The organism is Haemophilus sp. HMSC061E01 (assembly GCF_001810345.1).
GTDB lineage: Bacteria > Pseudomonadota > Gammaproteobacteria > Enterobacterales > Pasteurellaceae > Haemophilus_D.
Map to the genome: position 1 here is coordinate 316,174 of NZ_KV800998.1, position 26,590 is coordinate 342,763.

24 protein-coding genes are annotated in these 26,590 nt (G+C 39.1%); 15 read left to right on the top strand and 9 right to left on the bottom strand.

Annotated elements, in window-relative coordinates; translation table 11 throughout:
* The first annotated feature begins 2 nt into the window (after positions 1–2).
* From HMPREF2732_RS01990 to HMPREF2732_RS02015, 6 genes are read left to right on the top strand one after another with little or no spacing between them, the layout of a single operon-like run.
* Positions 3–548: a DsbE family thiol:disulfide interchange protein gene (locus HMPREF2732_RS01990; protein WP_049369395.1), complete on the top strand. Its 546-nt coding sequence runs from the start codon at positions 3–5 to the stop codon at positions 546–548.
* Positions 548–1,012: a cytochrome c-type biogenesis protein gene (locus HMPREF2732_RS01995; RefSeq protein WP_049369393.1), complete on the top strand. Its 465-nt coding sequence runs from the start codon at positions 548–550 to the stop codon at positions 1,010–1,012. Before HMPREF2732_RS01990 ends, HMPREF2732_RS01995 begins: the two co-directional genes overlap by 1 nt.
* Positions 1,012–1,929 (top strand): c-type cytochrome biogenesis protein CcmI, encoded by a 918-nt coding sequence (gene ccmI / locus HMPREF2732_RS02000; protein WP_070590612.1) that lies wholly within the window; start codon positions 1,012–1,014, stop codon positions 1,927–1,929. Before HMPREF2732_RS01995 ends, ccmI begins: the two co-directional genes overlap by 1 nt.
* Entirely contained in the window at positions 1,929–2,327 is a 399-nt protein-coding gene (locus HMPREF2732_RS02005; RefSeq protein ID WP_070590617.1) for an SMU1112c/YaeR family gloxylase I-like metalloprotein, read from the top strand. Before ccmI ends, HMPREF2732_RS02005 begins: the two co-directional genes overlap by 1 nt.
* 22 nt (positions 2,328–2,349) lie before the next feature.
* Positions 2,350–2,943 (top strand): DUF8095 domain-containing protein, encoded by a 594-nt coding sequence (locus tag HMPREF2732_RS02010; RefSeq protein ID WP_049374628.1) that lies wholly within the window; start codon positions 2,350–2,352, stop codon positions 2,941–2,943.
* Between the two features lie 4 nt (positions 2,944–2,947).
* On the top strand, positions 2,948–3,250 hold the full coding sequence (locus HMPREF2732_RS02015) for a hypothetical protein (RefSeq protein WP_070590620.1): 303 nt from the start codon (positions 2,948–2,950) through the stop codon (positions 3,248–3,250).
* 55 nt (positions 3,251–3,305) lie between these two features.
* Here HMPREF2732_RS02015 and hda read toward each other — a convergent pair whose 3' ends face one another.
* From hda to HMPREF2732_RS02040, 5 genes are all read right to left on the bottom strand, one after another.
* Positions 3,306–4,001, bottom strand: coding sequence for a DnaA regulatory inactivator Hda (gene hda, locus HMPREF2732_RS02020; protein ID WP_070590625.1), 696 nt, complete (start codon positions 3,999–4,001; stop codon positions 3,306–3,308).
* 71 nt (positions 4,002–4,072) lie between these two features.
* Complete coding sequence (locus HMPREF2732_RS02025; RefSeq protein WP_070590628.1) at positions 4,073–5,320, bottom strand: nucleobase:cation symporter-2 family protein; 1,248 nt, start codon at positions 5,318–5,320, stop codon at positions 4,073–4,075.
* 119 nt (positions 5,321–5,439) lie between these two features.
* Positions 5,440–6,066, bottom strand: coding sequence for a uracil phosphoribosyltransferase (gene upp / locus HMPREF2732_RS02030; RefSeq protein ID WP_014063981.1), 627 nt, complete (start codon positions 6,064–6,066; stop codon positions 5,440–5,442).
* A 310-nt stretch (positions 6,067–6,376) separates the two neighbouring features.
* On the bottom strand, positions 6,377–8,620 hold the full coding sequence (locus HMPREF2732_RS02035) for a nitric-oxide reductase large subunit (RefSeq protein WP_070590631.1): 2,244 nt from the start codon (positions 8,618–8,620) through the stop codon (positions 6,377–6,379).
* A 332-nt stretch (positions 8,621–8,952) separates the two neighbouring features.
* Positions 8,953–10,302 (bottom strand): GntP family permease, encoded by a 1,350-nt coding sequence (locus HMPREF2732_RS02040; protein ID WP_049374633.1) that lies wholly within the window; start codon positions 10,300–10,302, stop codon positions 8,953–8,955.
* A gap of 227 nt (positions 10,303–10,529) precedes the next feature.
* Between HMPREF2732_RS02040 and HMPREF2732_RS02045 the strand changes: the two genes are divergently transcribed.
* The gene (locus HMPREF2732_RS02045) at positions 10,530–11,060 is read left to right on the top strand and encodes a gluconokinase (protein WP_239660608.1); all 531 of its coding nucleotides are present in this window, start codon (positions 10,530–10,532) and stop codon (positions 11,058–11,060) included.
* 47 nt (positions 11,061–11,107) lie between these two features.
* On the opposite strand, the gene gntR is transcribed toward HMPREF2732_RS02045, so the two are convergent.
* On the bottom strand, positions 11,108–12,103 hold the full coding sequence (gntR, locus tag HMPREF2732_RS02050) for a gluconate operon transcriptional repressor GntR (RefSeq protein ID WP_049385002.1): 996 nt from the start codon (positions 12,101–12,103) through the stop codon (positions 11,108–11,110).
* Positions 12,104–12,286: 183 nt separating this feature from the next.
* Positions 12,287–13,678: a signal recognition particle protein gene (ffh, locus tag HMPREF2732_RS02055; protein WP_005698426.1), complete on the bottom strand. Its 1,392-nt coding sequence runs from the start codon at positions 13,676–13,678 to the stop codon at positions 12,287–12,289.
* 139 nt (positions 13,679–13,817) lie between these two features.
* Between ffh and HMPREF2732_RS02060 the strand changes: the two genes are divergently transcribed.
* The 3 genes from HMPREF2732_RS02060 to selD all read left to right on the top strand — a co-directional run bounded on the left by HMPREF2732_RS02060 (position 13,818) and on the right by selD (position 17,049).
* Entirely contained in the window at positions 13,818–14,603 is a 786-nt protein-coding gene (locus HMPREF2732_RS02060) for a cytochrome C assembly family protein (RefSeq protein WP_070590636.1), read from the top strand.
* Positions 14,604–14,681: 78 nt separating this feature from the next.
* The gene (locus HMPREF2732_RS02065) at positions 14,682–15,950 is read left to right on the top strand and encodes an HlyC/CorC family transporter (RefSeq protein WP_049383316.1); all 1,269 of its coding nucleotides are present in this window, start codon (positions 14,682–14,684) and stop codon (positions 15,948–15,950) included.
* 61 nt (positions 15,951–16,011) lie between these two features.
* Positions 16,012–17,049 (top strand): selenide, water dikinase SelD, encoded by a 1,038-nt coding sequence (gene selD / locus HMPREF2732_RS02070; RefSeq protein ID WP_081279057.1) that lies wholly within the window; start codon positions 16,012–16,014, stop codon positions 17,047–17,049.
* A 47-nt stretch (positions 17,050–17,096) separates the two neighbouring features.
* Here selD and HMPREF2732_RS02075 read toward each other — a convergent pair whose 3' ends face one another.
* Together HMPREF2732_RS02075 and gap are read right to left on the bottom strand one after the other, a co-directional pair.
* Entirely contained in the window at positions 17,097–18,914 is a 1,818-nt protein-coding gene (locus tag HMPREF2732_RS02075; protein WP_070590640.1) for an AMP-dependent synthetase/ligase, read from the bottom strand.
* A 228-nt stretch (positions 18,915–19,142) separates the two neighbouring features.
* The gene (gene gap, locus HMPREF2732_RS02080) at positions 19,143–20,162 is read right to left on the bottom strand and encodes a type I glyceraldehyde-3-phosphate dehydrogenase (protein WP_005695620.1); all 1,020 of its coding nucleotides are present in this window, start codon (positions 20,160–20,162) and stop codon (positions 19,143–19,145) included.
* Positions 20,163–20,377: 215 nt separating this feature from the next.
* Between gap and gmk the strand changes: the two genes are divergently transcribed.
* From gmk to murI, 5 genes are all read left to right on the top strand, one after another.
* A complete protein-coding gene (gene gmk / locus HMPREF2732_RS02085) occupies positions 20,378–21,004 on the top strand; it encodes a guanylate kinase (protein ID WP_049365014.1) in 627 nt (208 codons plus the stop codon).
* A 60-nt stretch (positions 21,005–21,064) separates the two neighbouring features.
* On the top strand, positions 21,065–21,331 hold the full coding sequence (gene rpoZ / locus HMPREF2732_RS02090; RefSeq protein ID WP_005698386.1) for a DNA-directed RNA polymerase subunit omega: 267 nt from the start codon (positions 21,065–21,067) through the stop codon (positions 21,329–21,331).
* 75 nt (positions 21,332–21,406) lie between these two features.
* Entirely contained in the window at positions 21,407–23,527 is a 2,121-nt protein-coding gene (gene spoT / locus HMPREF2732_RS02095; RefSeq protein WP_070590643.1) for a bifunctional GTP diphosphokinase/guanosine-3',5'-bis pyrophosphate 3'-pyrophosphohydrolase, read from the top strand.
* Positions 23,527–25,608, top strand: coding sequence for an ATP-dependent DNA helicase RecG (recG, locus tag HMPREF2732_RS02100; protein WP_070590646.1), 2,082 nt, complete (start codon positions 23,527–23,529; stop codon positions 25,606–25,608). Before spoT ends, recG begins: the two co-directional genes overlap by 1 nt.
* A 30-nt stretch (positions 25,609–25,638) precedes the next feature.
* Entirely contained in the window at positions 25,639–26,430 is a 792-nt protein-coding gene (murI, locus tag HMPREF2732_RS02105; protein ID WP_070590651.1) for a glutamate racemase, read from the top strand.
* Positions 26,431–26,590 lie beyond the last annotated feature (160 nt).

The window sequence follows — 26,590 nt, forward strand, 5'->3', positions numbered from 1 at the left end:
TTATGAATAAAAAACTACTTATCCCACTTATTGTTTTTCTTGCGGTAGCTGCAGCTTTTTTAGTTCAGTTAGGACGCAATGCACAAGGTGATGATCCCAAAGCGTTGGAATCTGCTCTTGTGGGGAAACCTGTGCCACAGAAAATATTAACGGATTTATTGGAAAATAAAACGTACGGTAATGAAATTTTCCAACAAGGTAAACCGGTTCTCTTAAATGTGTGGGCGACTTGGTGTCCAACTTGTTATGCAGAGCATCAATACTTGAATCAATTGGCTAAACAGGGCGTAACAATCATTGGTATCGACTATAAAGATGAATCACCAAAAGCTGTAAAATGGCTAAAAGATTTAGGCAATCCTTATAGTCTTGTGCTTAAAGATGAGAAAGGTTCTTTTGCATTAGATTTAGGCGTTTATGGCGCACCGGAAACATTCATTGTAGATGGCAAAGGTGTGATTCATTATCGCTTAGCGGGTGATGTGAATGAACGCGTTTGGAATGAGACTTTAAAACCGATTTATGACAAACTAGCGGAGAAACCATAATGAGAAAATCATGGCTTTTTTTGACCGCACTTTTTATGAGCGTCTCTGCGACTGCCGCAATTGATGCGCTAAATTTTGCTTCACCAGAGCAAGAAAAGGATTATCATCAATTAACGCAAGAGCTTCGTTGTCCTCAATGTCAAAATAATAATATTGCAGATTCGAATGCAACTATTGCTGTAGATATGCGTGGCAAAGTATTTGAATTGTTACAAGAAGGCAAAAAACGAAGTGAAGTCGTCGATTATATGATTCAACGTTATGGCAATTTTGTGACCTATGATCCACCAATGACGACGTCAACAATCGTATTATGGATTGCCCCAATTTTGTTAGTGTTGATTGGCATTTTATTTGTATTTAAACGTAAATCAAAAAAAACAAGTACGGTTAATTCCGACGCGATTTTAGATGATGAAGAGAATGCGCGTTTATCGGTTTTACTCAAAGAAAAGGATAAATAATGAATTTTGCATTAAGTATTATTGCGCTCACTTTAGTCGTAGCATTGATTTGTTTTTATCCATTGTTGCGTTCAGTTAAAGCGAAAGAAGATAAAAAGCGTGATGAGTTAAATAAAGCATTGTATTTTTCTCGCTTAAAAGAGATTGAGCAAGATAATCAGCAAGGTTTAGTAGAGAACGTTGAACAACTTAAACAAGAGCTACAAAAAACATTGTTGGAAGATATTCCTCAACAAGAAACACAAACGCTCGATAAAAATGCCAAAAATTACGGTAAGTTATGGTTTGTTTCTGGTTTATTAGGTTTGGCTATTATTGCTGGCGGGGCTTATTTCCCTTTGGGATCTTGGAAAGCCGAAGATATGATGGAAAAAACATTGGCAAAATTACCTTATTTCTTTGAACGAATCAAAGAAGAAGACACAAACCCAATGACGGATGCAGAAATGCAACAATTTTCTACCGCACTTCGTTTGGATTTACAAAAAACACCAAAGGATGCTAAAAAATGGTGGTTGCTAGGTCAGGTAGGGATGAATTTAGGTAATGGAAAATTAGCCTTTGATAGTTACCAACAAGCGAATAAGCTTGAGCCGGATAATTTAGATTATAAACTTTCTTATGCGCGTATGTTAATGTCTTCTGAAGATCAAACGGATAAACTGAAAGGTAACCAGCTTTTACGTGAGATTATTCGTCAAGATCATTCTAATCCTGAAGCATTAAGTTTACTGGCTTTCAGTTATTTTGAAGGTGAGGATTATAAAATGGCGGCAGTAACCTGGGCAATGATGTTACGTTTATTGGAACCAGATGATCCTCGTGTGCCAATGCTTGAAAAGAGTATTCGTGCAGCACGTGATGCCCTTGCTTTACAGGAAGAAGAAAAAGCAAAAAGCGTCACACCGGAGAAATAATGAAACCTCAATTATTAGGTTTTCACCATATTGCGATTATTGCTTCGAACTATGCACGTTCGAAGCATTTTTATATGGATATTTTAGGGGCAAAACAGCTGAATGAAACTTATCGGGCAGAACGAGATAGTTATAAATTAGATTTAAGTTTTCCTGATGGGAGTCAAATAGAGCTATTTTCTTTCCCAAATTCTCCTCAAAGAGTAACCAGCCCTGAAGCCTGTGGTTTACGGCATTTGGCATTCAAAGTAGAAAATATTGATGAGTACGTAGCTTATCTTTTAGAGAACGGAGTTTCTTGTGAACCAATTCGGCTTGATGAATTAACCAGAATGAAGTACCCTTTCTTCCGAGACCCGGATTATTTACCAATTGAATTATACGAGAACAATTATTAGCTTAGGGAATCACATTAGTATTATGAGTCATATTAAGAAAAAAATTGGGATTTACTCATTTTGTATTTTGGCATCATCAGCTGTTTTAGCCGAAGGTAGTAGTGTTGTATATGCAACAAAAGTAAAATCACCTGAAAATAATCTTTCAGTCAATGTTTCTGAAAGTAATGTTTCTGAAACCGTGAAATATATTGATGGAAAAGGACAGCGAAGTTTAGATCCTAAATCTGAAAAAGATATGGAAGAGTTGGCCAATAGCGTTGAATTTGAAGTATATAAATTTAACGAAACGGCGGCATCAAAAACAACGTTTCTTTCACCCGCAGGGATTTGTAGTGGTTTTAAAAGTGATGATGGCGTAGATGTTACGAACACCAGTAATTATTACATTAAACCTAATGATGCCAGCGAATATTATGGTAGTGTGTTAGGTGCAACGATTTATAAAAAAGGCGAGACAAAACATTCACAGTATGTGCCTGTTTATGCAATCAGAAATGCGAATGTAGCAAAATACATTGAGCAAAATGAGGACCCGAACATTAGAAAAAAAGCCAATGCTCGGATTAAAGAAGGCAGAGAAACACTTAATAAAGTGGTTTGTGATAAAAGGTAGCGTTATGAAAAAATTAGTTTCTATTGCAGCTCTATCTGTTTTAACAGCTTGTACAGCTCCCCAAGAGGCATCAACTATTGGAAATGGGGCTGCAGCGTACGATATGAATACCGTGCAGGATTATAATGCTCGAGTAACAAGTGGTAATACGGTAAGCGCTCAAGAAAAAGCGAAAGTTGCACAAAGAGACAGTATTCCAAATGAAATGAATGCGAGTGATCATCGCTCTAAACAGAGAGGGTATTCTCGTGTCCCTGTTGCGATAATGCCTAGTGTCGGTGTTGGCTATTGTCGCCACTGTTGGTAATTAAATTGATACAAAATAACCGCGCTTGAAAAAGTGCGGTTATTTTTTTGCTTGTTTATAAGCCTAAAATTGATTTCACAAAAGGAATAGTCAGATTTCGTTTGGCTTGTAGTGAGGCTTCATCGAGTTTCACTAATGCTTCTTTTAGTGTCGCCATATCACGATCTAAACGCGTGAATATAAAATTGGCAGTATCATCTGAAAGTATGATACCTCGTTGATGGGCATTCTGTTTCAATACTGCAAATTTTTGTTCATCGCTGAGTGGAATCAATTGATAACTTTCTCCCCATTTTAAGCGAGAAGCAAGATCCGGTAATTTAACGGGTAGGGCAGTTGGAGATTGATCTGCACTGACAACTAATAAGGTTTTACCATTAGCCTTAATGCGATTAAAAAGATCAAATAAGGCAATTTCCCATTCTGAATTTCCAATAATTGTTTGCAAATCGTCTAAGCAAACCAGTTCTTGCTGTTCTAAATTTTCAAAAACCGCCGTGGAAAAATATTGTGATTTACTCAGCGGGACATAGATGGCACTTCGTTGTTGCTGAATATATTCATTACAAAGTGCGCGCAAAAGATGGGTTTTCCCAACGCTTTGGCTGCCCCAAAGGTAGAAGAATTGTTGTTGTAAATCAGTCATGTTTTGACGTAAAGAATTAAGCAATAATGCATTATTATCGCTATAAAAATTCTCAAGCGTTTCATCATCAATTTGATGAATAGGTAAAGAAAGTTGCTGATTCACGGATTAACGAGTTGATTTAAAATAAAAAAGAAAGGGCTAAATTTTCATTTAACCCTTTTGTTTGGGAAGTTTTATTCTACTTCATTTTTTGCTTTTGGCAAAATCAAGTTCAGCACAATGGCAACGATGGCACAAAGGCTAATCCCTTTCAGGGAAACAACATCTCCGACGTTGACAAACATATTCCCGATCCCGAACGTCATTACCACGGAAATGATGCAAAGATTACGAGGTTCGGTCACATCTACTTTGCCTTTAATTAAGGTGCTCATCCCAACAACGGCAATCGAACCGAATACCAACATCATAATGCCACCCATTACGATGGTTGGAATTGTAGAAAGGAATGCGCCTACTTTACCACAGAAAGAAATTGCAATTGCCCATACAGCTGCCCAGGTCATAATGTTTGGATTAAAGTTACGAGTTAGCATGACTGCACCGGTTACTTCTGCATAAGTAGTATTCGGTGGACCACCAACTAATGATGCAGCAGCAGTTGCCACACCATCGCCTAATAGGGTGCGATGTAAGCCTGGTTTTTTAAGGAAATCTTTACCTGTTACAGAACTGATTGCCATAATACCACCCACGTGTTCAACGGCTGGTGCGATAGCAATGGGTAGCATATAAAGAATCGCTTCTAAATTAAATTCTGGTTTGGTTAACTCAGGTAATTCAAACCATTTTGCATCTAAAACAGGTTGGAAATTAATTAATCCTAGGAATAAACAAACCACATAGCCAGCAACGATACCAAACATAATTGGAATCAGCTTCATCATTCCTTTAGCAAACACCGCAACAGAAAGGGTGGTGACCAAGGTAATCATTGAAACCAATACAGAGTGCTCATAGCTATATGCACTGTTTTTACCTAATGCCATATCAACAGCAACAGGTGCAAGTCCCATACCAATGATGATAATTACGGGACCGACAACAACAGGCGGGAAGATACGCTCAAGCGCAGCACTACCACGTAATTTTACTAAGGTTGATAGTGCGAAATAGACTAAACCCGCACAAGCAAGTCCGCCCATTGTGGTTGGAATGCCCCAAGTTTGTACGCCATATTGAATAGGCGCAATAAAGGCAAAAGAGGAGGCTAAAAAAATAGGAACCTGTTTACCGGTACAAAGTTGGAAAAGTAGTGTACCGATACCTGCGGTAAGAAGGGCTGTATTAGAATTTAATCCAGTGATTAAAGGAACTAATACTAAGGCACCAAAGGCAACAAATAACATCTGTAAACCGACAAACGCTTGTTTGCCCATGCTTTGCACCTCAACAGGTGCGGTTGTAGTTTGATTACTCATTTAGTTTCAACTCTCGGTTTGAATTAACTGAAAGTGCGGTCGGTTTTAATGCTTTTTAGCTTTTGTGTTTTCACGCACGGAAAAAAGACGGCTATAAATGCCGTCTTATTAAAAGGGAATTATTTCGTCCCAAAAATCTTATCGCCTGCATCCCCCAAGCCTGGAATGATGTAGCCTTGTTCATTTAAGTGATCATCAATCGATGCGCAATAAAGTTCGATATCTGGATGTGCTTTTTCTAATGCTTTAATCCCTTCTGGTGCCGCGACTAATACTAATACTTTGATATGTTGGCAACCTTTTGCTTTTAATAGATCAATTGTAGAGATCATTGAACCACCCGTTGCAAGCATTGGATCCACAACGATAGCTAAACGTTCTTCTAAGTCACTGGCTAGTTTTTGGAAATAAGGGACGGGTTCAAGAGTTTCTTCATTACGATAAATCCCGACTACACTGATGCGAGCACTAGGAACATGTTCTAAAACGCCATCCATCATGCCGAGGCCTGCACGTAAAATTGGTACAACAGTAACTTTTTTACCTTTGATACGGTCGATTTCAACAGGACCGTTCCAACCTTCGATAATCACTTTTTCTGTTTCGAGATCGGCTGTCGCTTCATAGGTGAGTAAGCTGCCCACTTCTGTTGCAAGTTCACGGAATTTTTTAGTATCAATATCAGCTTCGCGCATCACGCCTAATTTATGTTTAACAAGCGGATGTTTTACTTCAACGAGTTTCATCTTTTTTCTCCCTTTAAAAAATAAATCGGAGAATTTTATATCAGAAATATTCAATTGCCTAGTATTTTTATTATGACAGTTGGGTATAAAAACAATTAAAAAATTAACCGCACTTTGATGAAATACATTCTCAACACAGGTCATAAAGCCAATGGCTCTCTTATTCACTCTCTTATAAATATTCACATTATTTTCCCAGCTAAAGGAAATCATTTAATGAAAATAAAAGTGCGGTCAAAAAAGATAATGGATTTTTTATAAATAAAAAGCGGCTAATTACTTAGCCGCTTTTGCATGATAATAAACCTAGTTAAGCTGTTTTTTTCGGTTTGAAGAAAATCATCGTAAAGATTTGCCAGAAGAAGGCTAGTGCACCGAAGATGAATACCACATCACCACCTAAACGAACCCAACGTAGGGTATCGAATAGAGGTTGTTGCATAAATTCTTCACTACGAGCATACCATAAGCCTTCAGAGATACTTGCATAACCTTGAATAATACCGATAGGTAATAAGCTTGATACGATCATTAACACTAAACCGCCATTTAACAACCAGAAGCCCCATTTCATTAACTTGTCATTAAATGGTGTATCTGGGCGTAAATAACGAGCAATTAAGAATACGAAGCCTAATGCTAAGAAACCGTATACACCGAATAATGCAGCGTGAGCATGAACGGCAGTGGTGTTCAAGCCTTGGATATAGTAAAGCGAAATTGGTGGATTGATTAAGAAACCAAATACGCCAGCACCTAACATATTCCAGAATGCCACGGCTACGAAGCAGTAAAGAGGCCATTTTAGGCGTTCCATCCAAGGTGTTTTTTGTTGCATCGCCCAGTGTTCCCAAGCTTCATGACCTAATAACACTAATGGAACTACTTCAAGCGCAGAGAATGATGCCCCTACAGCAATAATTGGAGTAGTTGCACCTGCGAAGTATAAGTGGTGGAAAGTACCTGGGATACCACCGATTAGGAACAATGCCGCTTCAGTAATGGTTGCCACAGTCGCAGTACGACGTGAAACTAAACCTAAACTTACGAAGATGAATGAAAGTGCCGCTACAGAGAATACTTCGAAGAAGCCTTCTACCCATAGGTGAACTACCCACCAGCGCCAGTATTCCATCACAGAAATGTGAGTGTGCTCGCCATAGAATAATGCAGGGCCATAGAATAAACCGATCGCAATTACGGAAGCGAAGAATAATGCCAATAAGTTTTTATCACCCGGTTGTTTAAATGCGTTCACTGTACCGCGAAGCATTAAGACTAACCAGAATAAGATACCTGCGAATTTCACTGCTTGCCAGAAACGACCTAAGTCAATGAATTCATAGCCTTGGTGACCGAACATGAAGCTCCATTCTTCTGGAAGAATATGCGCAATCGCTAAGTAGCTACCAGTGAATGAACCGACGACTAATACCACTAATGCCCAGTAGAGAACATCCACACCCAATTTTTGGAATTTCGGATCTTTTCCGCCATTAATGATTGGCGCAAGGAATAAACCACCAGCTAAGAATGCCATTGCAATCCAAAATAAGGCAGCTTGAATATGCCATGTACGCACTAATGAATATGGGAAGTATTGAGAAATATCAATACCATAGAATTCCTGACCTTCAACCGTGTAGTGGGCCACAACCGCACCTAATGTGACTTGCAATACGAAAAGAGCAAGCACAGTAAAGAGGTATTTACCTAACGCACGTTGAGAAGGAGTAAGTTGTAATTTTGTGAGTGGATCGAACTCAGGCATTGGTGGTTCTTTTTCGTCTTCACGTTTTTTGAATGACCAAATCCATACCACGAAACCAATACCCGCAATGAGGAATACCACACTCGCAATAGACCAAATCACGTTTTCTGGTGTTGGCACGTTATTAATTAACGGCTCGTGTGGCCAGTTATTAGTATAACTTGCATGAGTATTTGGACGTTCAGCTGATGCAGTCCACGCGGTCCAAAAGAAGAATTTAGCTAAGTCTTTACGAGCTTGTAAATCAGGAAGAGTATTATCCTTCATCGCAAAGTGTTCACGAGTCACTTTGGTTGCAGGATCATCACCGTATAAAGAGATGTAGTATTGTGCTGTTTTTTCCATTGCCGCTAAGCGGGTGTTCGAAAGCACAACGGTACCGTTTTCAACTTTGCTACCACGATATTCTTTGGTTAGACGCGCTTTTAATAACGTTTGTTGTTCATCATTTAAATCAGCGAAGTTTTTACCAAATTCTTGATTCGCTGTAATATCCAACCAGTTAGTTAATTCACGGTGAAGCCAATCTGCCGTCCAGTCTGGTGCTTGGTATGCACCGTGGCCCCAAACAGAACCCACTTGCATACCACCAGTGGTTTGCCAAGCGGTTTGACCATGTAAAATATCATCGTGAGTAATCACTTTTTCGCCAGATTCAGAAACATATTGTTGCGGAATTGGTGGTGCTTCACGATAAACTTCGAACCCATAGTAACCGAGAATGGAGAAGGCTCCAATCAATACGGCGACTAATAGGTACCAGAACTTTTTATACTGTCCCATTTTATCACTCCTAGATTATTAGAAAATATCACTTCCTGATGATTAAATGTCGTAGATAATCATCAGAACCTAGATTCTACGCCAAGTAGAATACCTGAGCAATTATATCTGGTATGTTTTACCAAAATTACCTAAAATTGAGTAATTTAATCAGGTAATGGAGAATGCAGAGCAAAATAATGTGTTTCTTTGGTGATGAATGACGTTATTAAATTTAAAAGGAAAGGATAGAGGCTAAGAAAAATCAACCAGATTATTAAAGACTGAGCTTTACGATGGTAAAGCTCAGGATGGAAGATATTAATTTTTAGAAAATAGGTTTTATTTAGAGACTAGAGAATGATACTTCCAATTAATGCAATAATAAAACCTACGACACCGATTGAGGTTTCGAGTAATGTCCATGTTTTTAAAGTCGTTTTTGTATCCATTTCTAAGAAACGACTGATTAGCCAGAAACCTGAGTCATTTACGTGAGAAAGCACAGTAGCCCCTGATGCAATAGCGATCACAATAAAGCAAAGATCAAATTGGCTTAAGTCAGTTGCCGCAGCAACGGTAGGAGAAATCAGCGCAGCTGCTGTGGTTAAAGCAACGGTTGCTGAACCTTGTGCGACACGCATTACCATAGCGATAACGAAAGCGGCAACAATGATCGGCATTCCTGTATTGGAAAGCATCGTAGATAGCACATCGCCAATACCACTGGCACGTAATACACCACCAAACATTCCGCCTGCCCCCGTAACAAGCACGATAGAACAGATAGGGCCCAAGGCATTATCACAAATTTTTTCAATTTGTTCATAACTACGTTGGTCTTTTAGTAACAGAATTGCGACGATTAAGGTGATTAACAGTGCAACAGGTGTTTTACCAATTAAGCGAAGTGCTTCAACCCAGGTTTGTGATCCATCAATGACTTTTGCCACGCTTAATGTATTTAAGCCAGTGTCTAATAAGATCAACAGAATTGGCAGTAATAATATTGTTATTACACGGGCAAAGCTCGGTGGATTTTGCACAGATGTTTCACTGATTGCAGTGGCATTTAAAAATGCTTTTGGTAAATCAATATGAACTTTCTTGCTGATGAATAGGCTAAATAAATAAGTACCGATATACCATGTTGGAATCGCACAAATTAAGCCCACAATCACCAATAAACCGATATTCACACCTAATAAATCACCAGAAGCTACTGGACCAGGATGCGGAGGTAAAAAAGCGTGCATTACAGCAAATGCGCCTGCAACAGGAAAGGCATAACGTAAAACGGAGCCACCAAAACGTTTAGCGACACTAAAGACGATAGGTAACATCACGACAAGCCCCGCATCAAAGAAAATAGGGAAGCCAAAAAGTAGTGCAGCAACACCTAATGCAAAGGGGGCTTTTTTCTCTCCAAATTTATTGATTAGTGAATCTGCAAGCACTTTGGCTCCGCCAGTAATTTCAAGAAGTCGACCAATCATTGCACCCAAACCTACCAATAAGGCAACTGCTGCCAGTGTATTACCAAATCCACCTAGCAAGGTTGGCAGGATTTTATCTACCGGAATCTGAGCAGCGAGTGCGGTAAGTAAACTCACAATAATTAATGCCACAAAAGCATGAACTTTGAATTTAATAATGAGTAAAAGTAGCAATAAGATTGCTACGATCATAATTGCAATGAGCATGGTTGTTCTCCGAATTGAATTGTTACCCGTAACATACGCTTGATTTAACATTTGGTAAACGATTACTTTTCAAAATTGTGATCTCATTCACATTATTTTTATCTTTAAAAGTGCGGTTAATTATGGTGATGAATTTATTTTGTGATCTTGATCACAAAATAAAATGTTACTGGTAACATTTTGTTTGTAATTAGAGTATGGTAAATGAAAATTTGAAGAGGTGTATGATGAATCATAAACAAGAACAGATGGGAAAAAGTTTTATTCTAATGGGCGTATCAAGTACGGGGAAAACCTCCGTAGGAACAGAGGTAGCTCATCGTTTAGGAATAAAATTAATTGATGGTGATGATCTTCATCCTAGAGCGAATATCATCAAAATGAGAGAGGGGCATCCGTTAAATGATGAAGACCGCGCGCCTTGGTTGGAGCGTATTCGTGATGCAGCATTTAGTCTAGAGCGAAAAAGTGAAGTGGGGATCATTATTTGTTCTGCATTAAAGAAAAAATATCGCGATCTCATTCGTGAAGGGAATGGAAACGTAAAATTCTTATTTTTAGAAGGCACTTTTGAACTGGTACTTGAGCGAATGAAACAGCGTAAAGGGCATTATATGAAAACCGATATGCTAAAAAGTCAGTTTGAGACATTGGAAGTACCTGGCCAAGATGAACCAGATGTTATTCATGTTGATATTTCTGGTCGTTTTGAGCAAGTGGTTGAACGCTGTGTAGAGGCATTAAAACCACTGATCTAAAATAAAAGAAGTGCGGTCAAAATATTAGTATTTTTTGATCGCACAGCTTATATGCTTTCACCTAAATGGATTTTAAATCCTAGATCAATTATTTTTTCTTTTAGTGGCTCTTTATTCAGTCTCGCTAACAATTCTTGTGCGGCAAGCTTGCCAATTTCTAAACGAGGGGTCATAACAGTTGCGAGCTGAGGTGTGACCGAAAAGCCTACGTCATGTCCATGGAACCCTGCAATTGCAATCTGTTGAGGCACAGCAATACCTAATCGCTGGCATTCAAATAATGCACCAATCGCTAAGTCATCATTTGTACAAAAGATCCCGTTTGTTTCAGGACGTTCTTCTAAAATTTTACGTAGCTGCTTTCCACCCAATGTGAAAGAAGAAGCGGCTTCAGTAATCAAACTATAAGGTTCTAACCCATATTTTTTCATGGCTTGTTCATAACCTTGCATTTTTAATTGGGTTCGCTTATCCATTCTTGCCGTGAAATAGACGATATTTTTATAACCACGCTGAATCATGGTTTCGACCATAGCTTGTGCTGCAACAACATTATCAAAACCAATGACTTGTTGAATACCTGCTTGTGAGCTATCCATGATTTCAATGACTGGAATATTGGCGATTTCAATCATTTTAAGCGTACGTAAAGAGTGGTAGTTTTCCGATAAAATTAATCCATCCACATTGTAAGAAAGTAAACTTTCAATACGTTCTTCTTCTTTTTTGACACTATATCCGTAGTGCGCAAGCATCGTCTGATAACCCGCAATATCGGCAACTTGCTCAATGCCTTTTAATACATCAGCAAATACATGATTAGTTAAAGAAGGGAGTAACACGCCAATAGCTTTACTTTTTGCATTAGACAAAATTTCTGGTGCACGATTAGGGATATAACCAAACTGCTCAATGGCTGCAGCGATACGTTGTTGGGTATCTTTGGCAACAGAATCAGGATTGCGTAAATAACGGCTTACCGTCATTTTAGTCATCCCAAGATGGTCGGCAATATCTTGTAAAGTAGGGCGTTTTTGTTTCATTGAAATGAGTAATTATGAATATTTTGTAGGAAAGTATAGCAAAAAACATTTAATTTTTTGACCGCACTTTCTATCAAAAATAAATTAATTTTGAGTAAAAATAATTGAGTTCTGTAATATACAGAACTCAGAATATTATTAATTGATCTATTTGATTTTATAGGTTGATCTTGTATAAACAAACTAACGTTTAAACATACCGCCTAAACCACCAAGGCCACCTAAGCCGCCTCCACCCATTAAGCCTTGCATACCGCGCATCATCTTCGCCATGCCACCTTTGCGCATTTTCTTCATCATACGCTGCATTTCGTCAAATTGTTTCAGCAGCTTATTCACATCTTGAACTTGAGTGCCAGAACCTAATGCAATACGACGACGGCGAGATCCTTTGATAATATCTGGATTGGCACGCTCTTTTAAGGTCATGGAATTAATGATGGCTTCCATTTTGATAAACATTTTGTCATCCACTTGATTTTTGACATGATCCGGTAAGTTTTTCGCACCCGGTAATTTTTCAAGCATTGACATCATGCCGCCCATTTTTTTCATCTCACGGAGCTGTTCACGGAAATCGTCTAAGGTGAAATCATCACCTTTCTTGAATTTCTGTGCCATTTTTTCCGCTTTTTCGCGATCCACTGAACGTTCAAGATCTTCGATAAGGGAAAGCACGTCGCCCATGCCTAAAATACGCGACGCTACGCGATCAGGATGGAATGGCTCGAGGGCTTCTGTTTTTTCACCCACACCAAGGAATTTAATCGGTTTGCCTGTGATTTGACGGATAGATAAAGCTGCACCGCCACGTGCATCACCATCCACTTTGGTTAAGATAACCCCAGTAAGAGGCAAAGCTTCATTGAAGGCTTTTGCAGTATTTGCCGCATCTTGACCGGTCATTGCATCAACCGTGAAAAGTGTTTCAATTGGATTTAATGTCGCGTGAACTTGCTTGATTTCATCCATCATCTCACTATCAACGTGTAAGCGACCTGCCGTATCCACAATTAACACATCGTAGAATTTGAGTTTAGCGTCAGCAAGTGCCGCTTTTGCAATCTCTACCGGTTTTTGTTTGACATCAGATGGGAAGAAATCCACGCCAACAGATTGTGCTAAGGTTTCAAGCTGTTTGATCGCCGCAGGACGATATACGTCGGCAGAGACTACAAGCACTTTCTTTTTGTGACGTTCACGCAAGAATTTCGCTAATTTACCCACGCTGGTAGTTTTACCCGCACCTTGTAAACCTGCCATTAAAATAACTGCAGGTGGCTGTGTTGCTAGGTTTAAGCTTTCATTGGCTTCACCCATGGCTTTTTCGAGTTCACGTTGAACAATTTTTAAGAACTCTTGGCCTGGTGTTAAGCTTTTATTGACTTCTTCGCCTAATGCGCTTTCTTTTACTTTGGCGATAAATTCACGTACGACAGGCAACGCAACGTCAGCTTCTAATAAAGCCATACGTACTTCGCGTAGGGTTTCTTTAATATTATCTTCAGTTAAGCGACCTTTACCGCTAATGTTGCGTAGCGTTTTGGAAAGGCGATCCGATAAATTCTCAAACATTTTAAATCCTGTTTTTTCTTAAAAAATTGCCGTGATTATACCGAAATTTGGGCGTTTTTCATCATTTCAAATAAAATTATGGCGATCTAGAGAAAAGATCCGTTAAAATAAGAATAATTCCTAGTAAAGAGAACGCATTATGTGGTTTGCCCTTTTTTCGATTATTTTTTACATTCTTAGTTTATTGTTGATCGCCCCGTTTTTGATGAATTCATCAGAAGGGAAGTTGAGTCAAAGCAAAACTCCATTTTTTCTGACCGCACTTGCTGCAATTATTCTGCATGCTGTCAGCACTTTCCCTTTGTTAGAGGATTTGGCCTCAGGGCAGAGTTTTACGCTAATGGAAATCGCTTCTTTAATGAGCGTAATTATTGCTGCCTTAGCGACGCTTTCAATGTTTCTGGTTTCCACGATGTGGTTTGTTTTACCTATCGTGTATGCGTTTTCGATCATTAGCTTGATCTTTGCGACATTCTTATCAAGCCATATCATTCAGATGCTTAATCAAAATACATTGATGCTGTTCCATATCGGTTTGTCGCTGTTTACCTATGCAGTTTGTTTTATTGCAACGCTTTATGTGATTCAGTTGGTCTGGTTAGACCGTAATTTGAAAAAACGTAAAATTCAATTTTCGCCAGCAATTCCGCCATTGATGGCAGTAGAACGTCATTTCTTCTGTTTATTTGCGATGGGTGAAGTATTACTGACTCTGACTTTAATTTCGGGTACTTATCATGTATTACAAGCGGTGACTCTAGAAAATCTGCACAAAGCGATTTTCTCTTTCCTTGCTTGGATTAGTTTTGGTATTGCTTGTTTTGGTCATTGGCGACTAGGCTGGCGTGGAAAAAGGATGATTATTTATGCAATTTCAGGTATCATTCTGCTCACGATTGGCTATTTTGGTAGCCGTTTGATTTAATCAAAATCAAAGAACAGGTAAAAAGTGCGGTGAAAATGACCGCACTTTTTGTTGATTAACGAACAAAAGGATTTACCCTTGGACAGTATCCCCCTTAGTACTTTATTTATTACACTCATTATTTGTTTAGTTTTATCAGCCTATTTTTCCGGCTCAGAAACCGGATTACTCTCTCTTAATAAATATCGCCTTCGTTTTATGGCGGAACAAGGTAATAAAGGTGCGCAAAAAGCAGAAAAACTGCTTGAGAAGCCAGATACCTTGTTAAGTTTTATCCTGATCTTTAATAACCTTGTTAACATCAGTGCTTCAGCTATCGCAACCATGATTGGTATGCGTTTATATGGCGATGCGGGTGTGGCTATTGCAACAGGTTTATTAACCTTTGTGATGCTTGTTTTTTCTGAAATTTTCCCTAAAACCGTCGCGGCAATGCACCCTGAAAAGGTGGGATTATTTTCAAGTCATATCTTGGTCTTACTATTAAAAATATTTTATCCGCTAGTTTGGTTAATGAATCTTTTCACGAAGACATTAATGCGAATGGTTGGTTTAAAACCTGATATGCAAAAGCAAGTGATTAGTCGTGAAGAACTCCGTAGTATTGTATCAGAAGCGGGAGAAGCCACACCCGATGAACAGCATCCACAAATGTTACTCTCTATTTTAGATATGGAAACGGTGACCGTCGACGATATCATGGTGCCACGTAATGAAATAGCAGGGATTGATATTGATGACGATTGGAAAGCGATTATGCGCCAGCTTAATCATGCACCACATAACCGAATTGTGTTGTATAAAGGCAGCCTTGATGAGCAAGTATTAGGGATTTTGCGTGTGCGTGAAGCGTTTCGTTTGTTATTAGAAAAAAATGAATTTACCAAAGAAACTTTATTACGTGCCGTTGATGAAGTGTACTTCATTCCAGAAGGGACACCACTGAAAACACAATTAGCGAATTTCCGTACGAAAAAAGAACGTATCGGTTTAGTGGTGGACGAATATGGTGACATTAAAGGACTAGTCACGCTTGAAGATATTTTAGAAGAAATTGTGGGTGATTTTACAACCACTACTGCACCGACTATTGAACAAGAAGTTGTTCAGCAATCTGATGGTTCGATGATTATTGAAGGCTCGGCAAATCTTCGTGATTTGAATAAAATGTTTGGTTGGGAATTAGATACAGAAGATGCACGCACCTTTAATGGTTTGATTCTCGAGCATCTTGAAGATATTCCTGATGAAGGAACGGTTTGTGAAATCAATGGCTTAAGAATTACTATTTTAGAAGTCAGCGATAACATGATCAAGCAAGCAAAAGTGGAGAAGTTAGCCTCCTAAATACGGCTTTTTCTAACCGCTCTTTTTTTAAGAAGTACGTTATTTTTACAAAGGACTGAATATGACGGATGAGATTCGTTTAACACAATACAGCCACGGTGCAGGTTGAGGCTGTAAAATTTCGCCTAAGGTGTTAGGGACAATTTTACAGACTAAACTCGAAAAATTTGCTGACCCCAATTTATTAGTGGGAAATGAAACAGCGGATGATGCTGCGGTTTATGATCTTGGTAATGGTACTGCAATTATTAGTACCACGGATTTCTTTATGCCTATTGTGGACGATCCTTTTGATTTTGGTCGTATTGCCGCAACCAATGCCATTAGTGATATTTTCGCAATGGGTGGTAAGCCGATTATGGCAATTGCCATTTTAGGTTTCCCGATTAATAAATTGCCGGCAGAAGTGGCACAGAAAATTGTTGATGGTGGTCGTTTTGCTTGTCATCAAGCGGGGATTTCGCTAGCTGGCGGACACTCAATCGATGCACCAGAACCTATTTTTGGTTTAGCGGTAACAGGCGTTATTGCAACGGATCGTGTAAAACGTAATGCCTCAGCAGAAGCGGGGTGTAAGCTTTATTTAACCAAACCATTAGGTATTGGTGTGCTGACTACTGCCGAGAAAAAAGGCAAATTAAAACCAGAACATCAAGGATTGGCAACAGCAGCAATGTGCCAAATGAATCTGATTGGTAGCCAATTTGCGGAAGTGGCAGGTGTCACCGCCATGACAGATGTAACTGGCTTTGGTTTGTTAGGGCACTTGGCTGAAATCTGTGAAGGCTCAAATCTTAATGCGGTTGTGCATTTTGATAAAATCAAATTATTAGATGGTGTAGCAGATTACATTGCAGAAGGTTGTGTCCCAGGTGGAACCAACCGTAACTTTGAAAGCTATGGTCATAAAATCGGTCCTCTTACGGATTATCAAAAGGCCGTACTTTGCGATCCTCAAACTTCAGGTGGTTTGTTGATTGCGGTTAAACCTGAAAGTGAAGCGGAAATCTTAGAGATTGCGAAAAAAGCCGGTATCGAGCTTAGCGAGGTCGGTGTATTGAAACCTCACCAAGAAGGTGTACTGGTTGAAGTCGAATAAATCATTTTCGTCAAAATAAAAAGTGCGGTGAATTTCACCGCACTTTTTTATTCTTTATTTTCCTTGTTTTCTTTGTTGTTGGAATACATCGAGTCAATAATATGACGATAGCGTTCCATAATCACTTTTCGGCGTAATTTGAGTGTAGGTGTTATTTCACCAAGTTTTACGCTAAATGCTTGAGAGAGTAGCGTAAATTTCTTCACTTGCTCGAAGTGCGCCAATTCTTTTTGAAGACTTTCGATACGTTGTTCAAACATCTTGATAATTTCAGAGTGTTTGAGTAATTCCATGCGATCTTGATACTTAATATTCAGTTTTTTCGCATATTCTTCTACGCTATCAAAACAAGGCACGATCAACGCTGAAACATATTTTTTTGCATCAGCAATAATCGCAATTTGTTCGATAAATTTATCTTTACCAATTTTCCCTTCAATATATTGTGGCGCAATGTATTTACCGTTAGAAGTTTTCATCAATTCTTTAATGCGGTCGGTAATAAATAAATTACCTTCAGCATCAAATTCACCGGCATCTCCCGTTTTCAAGAAACCATCTTCGGTGAAGGCTTGGGCCGTTTCTTCAGGCTTTTTATAGTAACCTTTCATTACCATGCCACCACGAACCAGAATCTCGTTATTTTCCCCAATTTTAACTTCGGCATTTGGCATTAATTTACCAATAGAATTCGGATTAAAATGATGGTCATCCCAACAAGAAATGGTAGCTGTGGTTTCTGTCATGCCATAACCGAGTTTGATATTAATCCCAATGCTATGGAAGAAAAGGCCAATGGTTGGTTCTAATTTTGCGCCACCGCAAGGCATCATTTTAATACGTCCACCTAACAATGAACGCAATTTAGACAGCACCAGTTTATCGGCAAGCGCATAACGTTTTTGCAAGAAGAACGGGACTTTTTTATTTTGAGAGAGAAGATCAAAACGTTTTTGCCCCACTGCAATCGCCCAATGGAAAATCATCTGACGAATAAAAGGGGCTTTTTGTACTTTATCAAGCACAGCAGAATAAATTTTTTCATAGAAACGCGGTACCGCACACATAAAGGTCGGGCGTACTTCTGTCAATGTTTCACGTACTTGATTGGTATCTTCGAGATAGCAAAGGATTGCTCCACGATGTAACACATAGGCAACCCAAGCTCGCTCAAAAATATGGCTAAATGGTAAAAAAGAAAGTGAAACCTCATCTTGATTAACATCTAATGCAATATCATGGGCTTCAAGTTGATGCGCCAAGTTATTGTAATCGAGCATTACGCCTTTCGGTTCACCTGTTGTGCCAGAGGTGTAGATGATCGTGAATAAATCATCCATCGTTTTATTTGCTAAGCGAGTTTCAAATTCAGCCTGAAATTCGGCTGTACCTAATTGAATTAAATCGTCCCAATGGCAAGAAAGGGTAGTTTCTGTCAGTTGAATTTGTTCTTTCATGGCCACAATTTTTTGTAATTGTGGACACTGATGTGCAATTTCTAACGCTTGGTCATATTGTTCTTGATCACCAACAAACAGAATTTTGACATCGGCATGATTTAAAATAAATTCAGCTTGCTGTGCCGTATTGGTTGCATAAATTGGAACAGTGATAGCTCGGACTTGAAGCGCTGCAATATCAGCGATTGTCCAACGTGACATATTGTGCGCAAAAATTGCAATTTTATCTTGTACTTGAATATTGCAAGCAAGAAAAGCTAATGAAAGCTGGTCAAGCTGTTGTTGGAATGCGTTCCATGAAATATCTTTCCACAAGCCATTAATTTTATGGCGAAGTGCGGTTGCATTTTGACGAGTTTTTGCCTGCTGGCGAATTCGATTGACGAAATGACGTTCTAAATTCATATAAGCCTTATTTGAGCGAACAACTGTACGCTAATATAAACGAAATAAATTTAAAATCTAGTGAAATGTTGTTATTTTGTGAATATAGAATAAATAATAGACATATTTATTTTTCTATTTTTATCTCCGGGTGAGAAATAAAGAATTTAAAAATATTGATTAAGTAAAATGGATTGGAAATAAAAAAACCGCTCTAAAAAGAGCGGTTAATTTTTTAGCTATTTTTGATTAGCCTTTGTAGTTGTAAATGTGTGCAACTAAGTCTAATACTTTGTTTGAGTAGCCAGTTTCGTTATCGTACCAAGATACTAATTTAACGAAAGAATCAGTTAATGCGATACCCGCATCAGCATCAAATACAGAAGTTAAAGCACAACCGTTGAAGTCTGTAGAAACTACAGCATCTTCAGTGTAACCTAAAACGCCTTTTAATTCGCCGTTGAAAGTTTTACCTTCAGCTGCATCTTTGATTGCTTGCTTGATTTGTTCGTAAGTTGCTGGTTTTTCTAAGTTTACAGTTAAGTCAACTACAGAAACGTTTGGAGTAGGAACACGGAACGCCATACCAGTTAATTTACCGTTTAATGCTGGTAATACTTTACCCACAGCTTTCGCAGCACCGGTAGATGAAGGGATGATGTTTTGTGCCGCACCACGACCACCGCGCCAGTCTTTAGCAGATGGACCATCAACAGTTTTTTGAGTCGCTGTTGTTGCGTGAACTGTAGTCATTAAACCATCTTTGATACCGAAGGTTTCGTGAACAACACGCGCTAAAGGCGCTAAACAGTTTGTAGTACAAGAAGCGTTAGACACGATGTCTTGGCCTGCGTATGCACCGAAGTTTACACCACGTACGAACATTGGTGTGCTATCTTTAGAAGGACCAGTCAATACGACTTTTTTCGCACCAGCAGTGATGTGTTTGCGTGCTGTTTCATCAGTTAAGAATAAACCTGTTGCTTCAACTGCAACATCAACGCCGATCGCACCCCAGTTAAGGTTTGCAGGATCACGTTCAGAAGTAACACGGATAGTTTTACCGTTTACGACTAAGTTACCGTCTTTAACTTCAACAGTACCGTCAAAACGACCGTGAGTTGAATCGTATTTCAACATGTAAGCCATGTATTCAACATCGATTAAGTCGTTGATACCTACAACTTCGATGTCATCGCGATGTTGTGCTGCACGAAATACGATACGACCGATACGGCCGAAACCGTTGATACCAATTTTAATAGCCATAAGATTTTCACCTTTTTTTCAAGTTAAACAAAATCGTTGCTCTAACGAGTTCCCGTGGATTATAGCATGGGCATTTTGATAAAAAAAAGGGTATATACCACTTTTTTGTGATCTCGATCACTTTTTAACAATTTGGTAAAACAAATGAAAATTTGACCGCACTTTTCGTTTTCTTTTTGTATAATAAAAACAAACAACAAGAAGAGGTTTCAATTATGTCTCAAGGTAATTTATATATTCTTTCTGCACCAAGTGGGGCGGGCAAGTCATCATTAATTTCCGCGTTATTAGAAAAAAATCAAGGCACGAAAAAAATGGTGTCTATTTCACACACAACGCGTTCTCCTCGTCCAGGCGAAAGTCATGGTGTGCATTATTATTTTGTTTCCGTAGAAGAATTTGAAACCTTAATTGAAAAAGGCCATTTCTTAGAATATGCAAAAGTGTTTGGTGGTAATTATTACGGCACTTCATTGCCAGCAATTGAAGAAAACTTGGCTAAGGGCATTGATGTGTTTTTAGATATTGACTGGCAAGGTGCACAGCAAATTCGTCAAAAAGTACCTTCTGTAAAAAGTATTTTCATTTTGCCACCGTCATTGCCAGAATTAGAACGTCGTTTGATTGGACGCGGACAGGATAGCAAAGAGGTTATTGCTGAGCGAATGTCAAAAGCAATCAGCGAAATTTCGCATTATGATGAATATGATTACGTTATTGTGAATGATAATTTTGAACAGGCATTGGCAGATTTACAAAGCATTTTGCAGGCAGAACGCTTGACCAAAGCTTATCAACAAACAGAAAATGCAGACTTAATTCATCAGCTACTAGCAAAATAAGCTTGAATTGAGTACAATGTTTTCCCTTTATAGACATTATTTTTAACATCGGAGTAAAACATGGCTCGAGTGACTGTGCAAGATGCAGTAGAAAAAATTGGTAACCGTTTTGATTTAATTTTAACCGCCGCTCGTCGTGCGAGACAATTAGAGTTACATCAAAGTGAGCCGTTAGTGCCGGAAGATAACGATAAACCAACTGTAATCGCATTACGTGAAATCGAAAAAGGGTTAATCAACCAAGAAATCATGGATGCAAAAGAGTATTTAGATGCGGCAGCTTCTCAACGTAACGAAGAAGTAGCAGTAGCGTTAATCGCAGAATAATCTCATTAAAGAGCGGTCAAAATTAAAGCTATTTTGATCGCCTAGTCTTTCTCTCTACAAAAAGTCAGGTGTCCTTTGGAATTGTTTGCAGATTTAGATCGAATTATTCAGGGGTATTTGCCCGCCGATAAAATTGAATTAATCAAACGTGCATTCGTCATTGCGCGAGATGCTCACGAAGGACAATTTCGCTCAAGCGGCGAACCTTACATAACTCACCCTGTTGCAGTAGCCTCAATTATTGCGGAAATGCATCTAGACCATGAGGCGATCATGGCCGCATTGTTGCATGATGTTATCGAAGATACTCCTTATACTGAATCCCAATTAAAAGATGAATTTGGTGCTAGCGTAGCTGAAATTGTTGATGGTGTATCGAAACTAGATAAATTGAAATTCCGTACCCGCCAAGAAGCACAGGTTGAAAACTTCCGCAAAATGATTTTAGCGATGACTCGAGATATTCGCGTTGTCTTAATTAAACTGGCTGACCGTACCCATAATATGCGAACGTTGGGATCATTGCGTCCAGATAAACGTCGTCGTATCGCAAAAGAAACCTTAGAGATTTATTGTCCATTAGCCCACCGTTTAGGCATCGAGCATATCAAGAATGAATTAGAAGATTTATCTTTTGAAGCAATGCATCCTCGCCGTTATGAAGTACTTAAAAAGCTCGTCGAACAAGCGCGTGGCTCTCGTCAAGAATTGATTCAACGAATTTCTAATGATATTTCACAACGTCTTGATAATGTAGGCATTACAAATCGTATTTGGGGACGTGAAAAACATCTCTATAAAATTTACCAAAAAATGCGCACGAAAGATCAGAAATTCCATTCTATTATGGATATTTATGCTTTCCGCGTTATTGTGAATTCGGTTGATGATTGCTATCGCGGGTTGGGGCAAATGCATAGTTTGTATAAGCCTCGCCCTGGTAAAGTGAAAGATTATATTGCTGTGCCTCGTGCAAATGGCTACCAAGCACTGCAAACGTCAATGATTGGCCCTCATGGGGTGCCCGTAGAAGTTCATCTTCAGACTGAAGAAATGGAACAGGTTGCTGAAATGGGAGTTACCGCCCATTGGGTGTATAAAGAAGGTGGTAAAAACGATAGCACCACCGCTCAAGTACGTGCACAACGTTGGTTACAAAGCCTGGTAGATATTCAACAAAACGTGGGTAACTCCTTTGAGTTTATTGAAAATGTAAAATCTGAGTTTTTCCCGAAAGAAATCTATGTCTTTACACCGAAAGGTCGTATCGTTGAATTACCAATGGGCGCAACAGCTGTCGATTTTGCTTATGCCGTGCATTCTGATGTGGGAAATCATTGTGTTGCAGCAGTAGTAGAGCATAAACCTTATCCGTTATCACAAGCTTTAGAATCTGGTCAAACCGTTGAGATTGTGACCAGTGAAAATACTCATCCAAGCGTTAGCTGGTTAAACTTTGTAGTGACGGCTCGTGCAAGAACTCGTATTCGTCATTTCTTAAAATTATTGCGTGCAGATGATGCGGTTCAAACAGGTAAAAAACAGCTAGAAATGGCCCTAAAACCACATTATCTCTCTGAGATTTCTGAAGAGAAAATCCAAGCAGTACTGAATGAATTGAATCTCTCAAGCCTTAATGAGCTTTTTGTGGAAATTGGTGTGGGTAATCAAATGTCGAGTGTCATTGCGCATCAATTAATGGATGAAGCCATTGAAATTGATGTGGATGGTGTGTCTGAAAACACACAAAGTACGCTAACGTTAAGCCGAGATGGCGAAATGAAAGCGTCTTTCGCTCAATGTTGTCATCCAATTCCGGGTGATCCGATCGTGGCATTAAGTACTGCGAAGAAAGGCGTGGTTGTACATCATCAAGCTTGTTCTAATTTAACGTCAAGCAATGCCAAAGATTTCACCGCGGCAAAATGGGAAGAGGCTGAAAGTGCGGTCAATTTTGATGCTGAATTACACATTGAAATGCTTAATGAACAAAATGTATTAGGTAGTCTCATGACAGCGGTCGCGACTTGTGAAAGTAATATTCAAAGTATTTGGACGGAAGAATTAGAGAATAATCTGCTATTAGTCATTATCCAAGTTGGCGCGAGAGATATCTATCATTTAGAAAACATTATGCGAAAAATCAAACAAATTACCAGTGTGATTCGTTTAAAGCGCAATATTAATGAAGCATAATGAGCACACAACTTCTCGATGCCGTTCCTCTAACCACTTTATCCGGTGTAGGCGCGGCAATTTCCGATAAATTAAGTCGTCTTGGAATTCATAATCTCCAAGACTTGCTTTTTCATCTACCTATCCGTTATGAAGATCGCACGAGAATTACGTCCATTGCCGATCTTCGTCCTGAACAATATGCCACCATTGAAGGGGTTGTCCAAACCTGTGAAGTAGCCTTTGGGCGCCGTCCTATTTTAACTGTTAGTCTTTCTGATGGAACGAGCAAGATTATGCTCCGTTTTTTCAATTTTAATGCGGGGATGAAAAACAGTTTTCAGATTGGTACGCGCGTCAAAGCGTTTGGCGAAATTAAACGTGGACGCTTTATGGCGGAAATTCATCATCCTGAATATCAAATCATACGGGATAATGCGCCATTGGTTTTAGAGGAAACGCTCACGCCTATTTATTCCACAACGGAAGGTTTAAAACAAAATTCATTACGTAAGCTAACCGATCAAGCATTGGCTTTACTCGATAAAATCCAATTAACGGAAATTTTACCTAATGAATTTAATCCACATCCTTTTAGCTTAAAGGAGGCTATTCGATTTTTGCATCGTCCGCCGCCAGATATCTCATTAGATATTTTGGAGAAAGGACAACATCCCGCACAGCAACGACTTATCTTTGAAGAGCTTCTTGCGCATAATCTTGCGATGCAAAAAGTGCGGTTGGGTACGCAGCAGTTTTTAGCGTTGCCATTGCATTATCAAACCGATTTGAAGCAACGTTTTCTTGCGTCTTTGCCTTTTCAACCAACAAATGCCCAAAATAGAGTAGTAGCGGATATTGAACAGGATTTAGCGAAAGATTATCCGATGATGCGACTTGTTCAAGGGGATGTAGGTTCGGGGAAAACGTTAGTGGCAGCCTTAGCCGCCTTATTAGCGATTGATAATGGCAAACAAGTGGCTTTAATGGCGCCAACAGAGATTTTAGCGGAACAGCATGCAAATAATTTCCGCCGTTGGTTAGAACCTTTTAGTATTGAAGTAGGCTGGTTAGCGGGTAAGGTAAAAGGAAAAGCTCGCCAAGCGGAATTGGAAAAAATTAAGTCCGGTGCGGTACAAATGGTAGTGGGCACACATGCTTTATTCCAAGAAGAAGTAGAATTTGCTGATTTAGCCTTGGTGATTATTGATGAACAGCATCGTTTTGGTGTGCATCAACGTTTGATGTTGCGAAAAAAAGGTGAAAAAGCAGGATTTTATCCACATCAACTGATTATGACAGCAACACCAATCCCAAGAACATTAGCGATGACGGTTTATGCTGATCTTGATACGTCGATTATTGATGAATTACCTCCAGGTAGAACACCGATTACGACAGTGGTTATTTCAGAAGAGCGTCGTGATGAAATCGTTGCTCGAGTCAAAAATGCCTGTATTAATGAAAAACGTCAGGCTTATTGGGTTTGTACGTTAATTGATGAGTCTGAAGTGCTAGAAGCGCAAGCAGCCGAGGCCATTTGGGAAGATTTAACGAAAGCCTTGCCGATGCTTAAAATTGGCCTTGTACATGGGCGAATGAAACCGCAAGAAAAACAAGATATTATGGCTGCCTTTAAAAATGCAGAGCTCGATTTGCTTGTGGCTACAACTGTGATCGAAGTGGGCGTAGATGTGCCGAATGCCAGTCTAATGATCATTGAGAATGCAGAGCGTTTGGGCTTATCACAACTCCATCAGTTACGTGGACGAGTAGGGCGTGGCAGTACGGCGTCTTTTTGTGTCCTAATGTATAAACCGCCGTTGGGTAAAGTGTCGCAAAAACGTTTACAGGTATTGCGTGATAGCCAAGATGGCTTTGTAATTTCAGAGAAAGATTTAGAAATTCGCGGTCCAGGTGAGGTGTTAGGTACTAAACAAACAGGGATCGCCGAATTTAAAGTGGCGAATTTGATGCGCGATCGTAAAATGATTCCAACCGTTCAACATTATGCTAAGGCATTAATTGTAAAATATCCGGATGTGGCAGAAAGTTTAATCCGCCGTTGGCTAAATAATCGAGAAATTTATTCGAATGCCTAAAGTGCGGTTATTTTTGAAAGAGTTTTATAAATGAATAAATCAACGGTACTTTTCTTTGATTCTGGAATGGGGGGCTTAAGCGTTTATCGAGAAGCGAAAAAGCTGATGCCAGATAACCATTATTTGTATTGCTTTGACAATGCAGGTTTTCCTTATTCAGAAAAATCAGAAGAAACAATCATTCAGCGAACATTGGATATTTGTAAAAAAATTAATCAGGATTATCCACTTGATGCCATTGTGATTGCTTGTAATACCGCGAGTACGGTGGTGTTACCGCCTTTACGTGAACAATTTTCTATTCCGATTGTAGGCACCGTGCCAGCCATTAAGCCAGCAGCAGAAATCTCACAAACGAAACATATTGGTCTATTGGCGACAAAGGGCACGGTTAAACGCCCTTATGTTAATGATCTTATCCATCAGTTTGCCACCCATTGTATAGTTGAACGATTAGGCTCCACTAAATTGGTTGAAATCGCGGAGCATAAAATCCAAGGGAAATCGGTTGATTTGATTGCATTGAAAAATGAATTAAGTCCCTGGGCATTAATAGAGAATTTAGATACGATTTGTTTAGGCTGTACCCATTTCCCTTTAATTAAAGATGAAATTCAAATTTGCTTACCTCAAGTGAAGAATTTTATGGATCCAGGATTTGCTATTGCCAAGCGGTTGCAGTTCTTACTTGATAAATTAGAAGAGCGGTCAAAATTAGAGGTGAAAAATCAGGTTTTTTGTACGCAAGATGTAGAGAATAAACATCAATTAGAACAAGCATTAGCACTTTGGGGATTTGATGGTATTACCGCTTTAAAATGATTTTTTCTCGTCATATTGGTGCGTTTGTAAGCAAATAGCAAAAAAATTTACATTTTTTTACAAAAAGATCTTGCAAAGGCATCTGAAATGCCTATAATACGCTACACAACGACGCGCTGTTGTGAATCTTAAGAAAAACCGGTGCGTCGTTCTTTTTTGC

Bases quoted from the DNA above. Each gene is read 5' to 3' on its own strand.
- HMPREF2732_RS02075 (WP_070590640.1), bottom strand. From the start codon at position 18,914: ATGAATTTAGAACGTCATTTCGTCAATCGAATTCGCCAGCAGGCAAAA.
- murI (WP_070590651.1), top strand. From the start codon at position 25,639: ATGAATAAATCAACGGTACTTTTCTTTGATTCTGGAATGGGGGGCTTA.
- upp (WP_014063981.1), bottom strand. From the start codon at position 6,066: ATGAAACTCGTTGAAGTAAAACATCCGCTTGTTAAACATAAATTAGGC.
- HMPREF2732_RS02045 (WP_239660608.1), top strand. From the start codon at position 10,530: ATGAATCATAAACAAGAACAGATGGGAAAAAGTTTTATTCTAATGGGC.
- HMPREF2732_RS02005 (WP_070590617.1), top strand. From the start codon at position 1,929: ATGAAACCTCAATTATTAGGTTTTCACCATATTGCGATTATTGCTTCG.
- HMPREF2732_RS01995 (WP_049369393.1), top strand. From the start codon at position 548: ATGAGAAAATCATGGCTTTTTTTGACCGCACTTTTTATGAGCGTCTCT.
- gmk (WP_049365014.1), top strand. From the start codon at position 20,378: ATGTCTCAAGGTAATTTATATATTCTTTCTGCACCAAGTGGGGCGGGC.
- recG (WP_070590646.1), top strand. From the start codon at position 23,527: ATGAGCACACAACTTCTCGATGCCGTTCCTCTAACCACTTTATCCGGT.
- ccmI (WP_070590612.1), top strand. From the start codon at position 1,012: ATGAATTTTGCATTAAGTATTATTGCGCTCACTTTAGTCGTAGCATTG.
- ffh (WP_005698426.1), bottom strand. From the start codon at position 13,678: ATGTTTGAGAATTTATCGGATCGCCTTTCCAAAACGCTACGCAACATT.
- HMPREF2732_RS02025 (WP_070590628.1), bottom strand. From the start codon at position 5,320: ATGAGTAATCAAACTACAACCGCACCTGTTGAGGTGCAAAGCATGGGC.
- HMPREF2732_RS02040 (WP_049374633.1), bottom strand. From the start codon at position 10,302: ATGCTCATTGCAATTATGATCGTAGCAATCTTATTGCTACTTTTACTC.
- gntR (WP_049385002.1), bottom strand. From the start codon at position 12,103: ATGAAACAAAAACGCCCTACTTTACAAGATATTGCCGACCATCTTGGG.
- HMPREF2732_RS02015 (WP_070590620.1), top strand. From the start codon at position 2,948: ATGAAAAAATTAGTTTCTATTGCAGCTCTATCTGTTTTAACAGCTTGT.
- HMPREF2732_RS02010 (WP_049374628.1), top strand. From the start codon at position 2,350: ATGAGTCATATTAAGAAAAAAATTGGGATTTACTCATTTTGTATTTTG.
- gap (WP_005695620.1), bottom strand. From the start codon at position 20,162: ATGGCTATTAAAATTGGTATCAACGGTTTCGGCCGTATCGGTCGTATC.
- HMPREF2732_RS01990 (WP_049369395.1), top strand. From the start codon at position 3: ATGAATAAAAAACTACTTATCCCACTTATTGTTTTTCTTGCGGTAGCT.
- HMPREF2732_RS02035 (WP_070590631.1), bottom strand. From the start codon at position 8,620: ATGGGACAGTATAAAAAGTTCTGGTACCTATTAGTCGCCGTATTGATT.
- rpoZ (WP_005698386.1), top strand. From the start codon at position 21,065: ATGGCTCGAGTGACTGTGCAAGATGCAGTAGAAAAAATTGGTAACCGT.
- HMPREF2732_RS02060 (WP_070590636.1), top strand. From the start codon at position 13,818: ATGTGGTTTGCCCTTTTTTCGATTATTTTTTACATTCTTAGTTTATTG.